Raw genomic sequence first — 5738 nt, forward strand, 5'->3', positions numbered from 1 at the left:
CCTCCCCCACGGCGAACCTCGAGGAGGGGGGCTTAGGGGCACCCCCCTGGGGTGCATCGCCGCAGGTCAGAGCATTGGTTACCAACGCGAACCATTTACGTTTCCGCTGGTCAGAAGCGTGCAGCCTGCCTGCTATTGCAGCTCCGACAGTGCACCTTCAGCGGCCCATGCGGGTCGCCACCGAGTGCGATCGGTGGATCGTGGGCCGCGGTGAGGTCGCGCGAGCTATGCCCTGGCCGGCGAACACCGGGGCACCAATAGCCATGCCGCGCAACCCAGTCCGTGACCGCCTGCGCGCGACGCCTCTGCTCGGCCCAATCACGAGTTACCTTGGTCGGCACCGTTGCTCGTTGGTAGCGTTCCCGCTCCCTCGCATGCACCGTGCACAGCGGTCCAGCCTGTATCGACGGACAGCCAGGCACCGAGCACACACGCTTCGATGCACGTGCCATCAGTCCTGCTGTATCTGTGCCTGAGTACGGAGAGCTCCGTACATCTGGAGACCGAGCAGGGTGTCGAGTGGGACGTTGCCATCACGAGGCATTGTCGCGTTCGATGTAAGCGGACTGCCATCGTCTTCGTCGAACGTCCGTCGCCTCGCATTGACGACATACTCCATCAAGATCCCTGGCTCCGTGTCCGGGTAGTACGCAAACCACACGCGCTCGATCGCTGCAGTCAGTGCATCGTCCGCGTCGCGCTGCTCCTCACTGCGGGACATACGAGCTCCTCGTTCGGGAACGACAAAGCGACCGGGACGTGGAGTCACCGATCGCTTACGCGAAGAGTACACCACCGCATGTCCACACGCTGGTCACAGCGCTCTTACTGTTTTCGTGTCCGAGCCGCGTTGTAGTGTGCCGACGCTTCGGCGTCCACGAGGTCGGCGAGATGGAATCCGCGGACACCTTCTCGCTTGATAGTGCGCACAGTGCCCGCCTTCACCCACCGCAGGATCGTCTGGCGAGATCGGGAGGTCCGGCGCACAGCGACGGCCAGCGTCACGTACTGATCCGAATCCACATCCAAAGGATCGACGCTCACGACGTCTCCCCTGTTGCAATGATCAGCCGATCAACTTCCGCTTTCTCGTAGCAGTGACCTGCCCCGTAAATCGGGTATGCGTCGGTGTGCGTGCCGGGATACTCGCAGCGGTACTGCTGGCGCTCTGCGTACCGAATCTCGCAATCAAGGCATCGAAGGTCGTTCAGTTCCTCCCATGCATCGCCCCGTCTTCGGTCCATCTCCTCGGCGCGGACAACCGAGAACAAAGCGCGGCCAATCGAATCGGCGACCTGCCCTGCGCTCATGGCTTCTCCCCATCAGTGGCAGCAGGGAACCAGGGCGGGATCTCGCCGGTGCGTAGCATGTATTGCCCCGCAGTTTCATCGGGGTCGACTGCTGCGTTCTCAGTAGCGGCAGCCGCGCTGGCTCTCTGGTGTTCGGAGCGAGTGACGCCGCACTCGATGCAGATGGCGAGGTCGCCGCCTTGGTCGAAGATGTGGTTGCCGTCGGGGTCGCGCTGCTCAGCAGTCAATGGCGGTGTGGGCACGATGCTGTAGCCGGCGTCCGTCAGCTTCGACACCACGTTGGCGGCGTCGGCGACGGAGAGCACTGTCGATCGCGCGATGACTGCGATCGGACTATTCAACGGATCCGATGCGCTCATGATCGGATCACGTGCAGACACCTCACCGTTCGCTAGTTCGAGGAGGACGTCTGCGTGGCACGGTTGGTCCAGCGGGCACCAGCACGCGAGATCGTAGCCACGCAACTCCGGCAGCATTGCGATCAGCGGTGGGTTGATCAGCCACTCAGTGAGGTCCGCTCGATATAGACGCACCGATTCGCCACGTGCCCACTTCCATGCACCGGGCCGCTCAACATCTGACCACTGTTCAGAGTGTGCCCATTCGTGGTCAATCACGTATGTGACACCGTTCTCGTCAATGACATCTACCGTGGGACAGCACGGCGACTCGATCACGCGAAACGGGTTGCCCCACTTCGTTGGCCGGCCGACGTAGATGGCACCTTCGGGCATCCGCCAGCCCTTCGTCCGCTTCCGCTGAATCCGCTGCGGGCTCACTGTTGTTCTTCCGCAGCGTGAGCAGCAGCGAGAAGCTCTGCTGCATGGTTCTTCACCCGGCGCGGGCTCGCGAGCGCCCACTCCCAAACACCATCGATCAGCGCACGCTTGTGGAATGCTCCATCGGCTGAGACTCGGTAGCTGACACCGTCGTAATACCGCTCGCCATTGTGATCCGGTTCCGGCTTCGGGAGTTCTACGAGGGCGACGTCGGGCAGTTCAGCAACCACAGACGCCTGATGATCCGCGTGCACATCCGCAAAATTCCGCTCGCCTTCGGACCGCTTTGTCTGATCGACCGGGACCAACGCGAACCACCCGCAGCGGCAGGACACCCGGAACCGGTAGGCGTCCATTTCGGCAGGCCCTTCTGGTGGATCGATCTCGACCAGTCGAGATCCGGCATCAGCGTGCTTCGCGAGTGCGGCCGCGACTATCTCCTGGGCGCTCATGACCAACCGTTCCCTTCGTAGATGCTCGCTCCGGACGTGGTGCCCATCGCTCGGCTTCGGATGTCCTTGTCTCGGATGTCTGCGCCGGACTCGGCGACGAGACTGGCCCAGTTCCAATACACTTCGTCGACCCGGCCGCCGCAGCGGAGGTCCGAGCAGGCGACGAGCATCGGGTGCGCGTACAGCTCTCGGCGGATGATGTGCAGGACCGGTTTGCCGGCGTCGTCGAGGAGCGGGTGCCCGTACTCGTCGAGGCGAGGGAACGGGGCCGGCTCCATCCTCGGCCCGACGCCACCAGGCGGGTAGTGCTCGGGTGGCTCCCTCAGAACCGGGATCTCCTCGTACATCGGCGCATGCGCGGGTGGGTGAACGACGATGGATTCGCGGTTGCAGTCCATGCACCGGAATCCCTTGGCGCGGCGCGAGGTATCACCGAGTGGCCACCGATTGGTGTGCGAGCGTCGATTCGCTCCGAGCTCGGCCATCATCTCCCCCGCCCACTCCTGCTCGGCGATCCAGTCGAGGCGATCGAGCAGGTACTTCGTGACCGAGTTGACGGTGCGGTTCACCAGGACTGGCTCGATCGCACGGAACCCGACGACGCGGCGGTCCTGCTGCAGCGGCGCGAGCGGCCGGTACGTCGACCGCCACGTGGTTCGTGCTCCGGTCAAGTCCGGGCCGATCTCGCCGCGCCCGGCCGAGATCTGGTCGGCCCACTCACACAGGAAAATCAGCTCCTCGTCCGCTGCGTCGACGGCGGCCGCCGAGATCGGCAGGGGCGGTTCCTTCTTCGACGGTTTCGTGTATCCGGCACTGCGATCCGGAGCGGTGTTAGACGGCTCGATCTGCTCGCGCATCCACTCCACCGTCCGGGGAGTCGACGCGATTAGATCCTGCAATCGGGTCAGGTGCCCGCGGCAAAGGGTCGAACCGTCGTGGGATGCGGTGACCGCGCGGCCGCCGTCGACTGCTCGTTCCCACACCGCGGTCATCCCATCTCCGACTCCGGTCTTGCCGTCGGCCGCGGTGAACGGCTCGCCCTTGTCGGGGGTGCGCTTGTGCGGGAGGGAGCACACGCAGGTGGTTGCGGCGACGTCGATGCTCATGCGCGGCCCTCATCCCAGCCGAGGATCTTGATTAGGTCCTGCACGCGTTGGAACGCGTCGCTGTCGCCACCGGTTCGATCCGGATGGGTGTTCGCCTTCGCCAGTCGCTTGATCCGGTCGGACGAGGCGATGCCGGAGGGGTCGACGCCGTCGGTGTCCGGGAAGGCGATCAGTTCGAGTGCCCGCAATGCCTGAGCTGTCGACTCTATGGGTGTCGAGCTGGCCGATCCGATTGCGCGGAATCCGGTGTACTGCTCGGCGTTCGGGGTCGTACCGAATCGGTCGACCTTGCGCAGTGCCTCCAACGACAGTGCGATCGCACGCAGGTTGTCCTGCCAGTGAGTGAATCGATCGCACGGGAACGACAGCGGGCCTTTGCTCGATTCGATCGAGAGGATCACACCCGGATGCCTCGGTACCGCGTTCGCTCTCGGAAGCCCGTCGTTTCGGAAGTCCTGCTCGCGCATCGCGATCTGCAGGATCGCGGTCGCGGGTCGGTTGCCTGCGCCGATCGCCCGGAGTTCGCGGTCGAGGAGCTGCAGGGTCGATCGCCACGGAGCGGAGAACGGTGACGGGCCGGGTTGTTCGGTTCTCGGTGCCGGCCAATGCTCGATCGGCCGCAGTGTCAGGTCGGATGGGTAATCGCTCACGGTCACTCCTCGCTCGTCTTGCAGGTCGAACACGGTTCGTGCTGACCGTGGATCTCGCAGATGGTTTCCGTCACCGTCGACGCCGGGCCCCGCCACCCGTGCCACGGCGAGCCGAATCTGGCCGGTACTTCGACATCGGGTGCAGCGCCCGCGTCCATCGAGGGATCGAGGATCTGGGCGGTGGTGACTGATCTCGGTGGGAATGGATTCACAGGTCGGTCAGGAGATGCATCTTCACTGGCCTGTTTCGTGGAGCTACGGGAACGACCACGAGATCTGCGGCGGCCACGTTTACGAGCGGTGTCTCCGGACGGATGGTGATCGGGTGACCCAGACGAGTGACCCTCCCCCAGACCCCTACCCAAACCATCACCCTGCCCTGACCCTGCCTGGCGCACCTGCGCCCGCACGCGCCCGAGCACAGCTCCCGAAAGTTGATTTCCGGGTTGATCCGGTTTGATCGGGGTTTGTTCCGGATTCGACACTGGCCGTGCCGGTTTGATCGACGGTTGATCCGGTTTGGTCGCCTCGTCACCCGCTGGCCGGGTGGTGGCCGACTCGTCGGCGTCGTCGTGCACTGTCCCAGCGACGGGTTGCCCCGGTGAGCCTGGCGTGACAACTGCTGACGGGTCGGCCACCTGCGGCCGCGTGCCGCGGTCCTGGGCGGCAGTCCGCGTCCCTGCGTCGTCCGTTCCGGCGAGTACCGCATCGTCTGCGTCGCGGCCGGCGAGTACGCCTTCGCGGGAGCTACCCGTCGAAGACAACCCGGCGTCGGACCGCGGAGACGAAACCAACCCGTCATCGGAACGTGGCGGCGAGACCACGGTGGAACTGTGCTGCTCAGGACCTGGGCGCGGGGCCGGACGTAGCGTCATGCCAGCGGCCTGCGGGGTTCGGTTGCCCTTGCCCTGATTGCAGGGCGAGCACGCGATCACGATATTGCGTGCACCGTTCGCCACTGCGGGGTCTACGTGCTCGAGGTGGGCTTTGACGGGCGACTTGTTGTCCATGCGCTTGACCACGACGCCGCAGTAACGGCAGTGCGCCGACATCTGCTTCGCCGGGACCTTGGGATCGATGCAATCCCGCGCCCACACGGCCGCAACTATCTTCTCGGTCTTCAGCTCGGCGGCCTTGCGCCGCTTGAGCCGGACCGCTGCGCCCGTGTCGTACTTCAAGTCGAACCAGTCGTGGAACAGGAATGTCCCGTCCGCGACAGGCGGGCACCGAGGGCAGTCGTGCCCCGGTGCGTGCCACAAACCGACCTCGACCAACATCGTGGCGGCGTCGAGGCTCATCCGAGTGTCGAGAAGAATCCTTGCGACGTCGGCACGTTTGACGACCCCATCGCTACCCGCTGCCTGAGAGGTGGTGCCGGAGATCGACCACACGGTGAACGCTGCGCACCCAGACATGTCGCCGTCGAGTGTGGGATCCAACA

7 protein-coding genes and 1 pseudogene are annotated in these 5738 nt (G+C 64.7%); all 8 read right to left on the reverse strand.

Features of this window, described 5'->3' with window-relative positions:
* Positions 1–451: 451 nt before the first annotated feature.
* On the reverse strand, positions 452–721 hold the full coding sequence (locus tag CH296_RS27880; RefSeq protein ID WP_094686220.1) for a hypothetical protein: 270 nt from the start codon (positions 719–721) through the stop codon (positions 452–454).
* 104 nt (positions 722–825) lie between these two features.
* Positions 826–1044, reverse strand: coding sequence for a hypothetical protein (locus CH296_RS27885; RefSeq protein ID WP_143546458.1), 219 nt, complete (start codon positions 1042–1044; stop codon positions 826–828).
* Positions 1041–1310, reverse strand: a complete 270-nt coding sequence (locus CH296_RS27890; RefSeq protein WP_094686222.1) for a hypothetical protein — start codon at positions 1308–1310, stop codon at positions 1041–1043. Before CH296_RS27890 ends, CH296_RS27885 begins: the two co-directional genes overlap by 4 nt.
* Before the next feature lie 386 nt (positions 1311–1696).
* Positions 1697–2089 (reverse strand): annotated as a pseudogene (locus CH296_RS29820) (DUF4326 domain-containing protein); the annotation flags it as partial.
* Entirely contained in the window at positions 2086–2541 is a 456-nt protein-coding gene (locus CH296_RS27900) for a hypothetical protein (RefSeq protein WP_094686223.1), read from the reverse strand. The pseudogene CH296_RS29820 and the gene CH296_RS27900, both read right to left, overlap by 4 nt.
* On the reverse strand, positions 2538–3647 hold the full coding sequence (locus CH296_RS27905) for a hypothetical protein (protein ID WP_094686224.1): 1110 nt from the start codon (positions 3645–3647) through the stop codon (positions 2538–2540). Before CH296_RS27905 ends, CH296_RS27900 begins: the two co-directional genes overlap by 4 nt.
* Complete coding sequence (locus CH296_RS27910) at positions 3644–4297, reverse strand: hypothetical protein (RefSeq protein WP_094686226.1); 654 nt, start codon at positions 4295–4297, stop codon at positions 3644–3646. The genes CH296_RS27905 and CH296_RS27910 overlap by 4 nt, the downstream gene beginning before the upstream one ends.
* Before the next feature lie 2 nt (positions 4298–4299).
* Positions 4300–5738 (reverse strand): hypothetical protein (locus tag CH296_RS29360; protein ID WP_218830279.1); only part of this gene is annotated, 1439 nt, incomplete at its 5' end.

Origin of the sequence: Rhodococcus sp. 14-2496-1d (assembly GCF_002259365.1) — a bacterium.
In the GTDB taxonomy this organism is placed as follows: domain Bacteria; phylum Actinomycetota; class Actinomycetes; order Mycobacteriales; family Mycobacteriaceae; genus Rhodococcoides.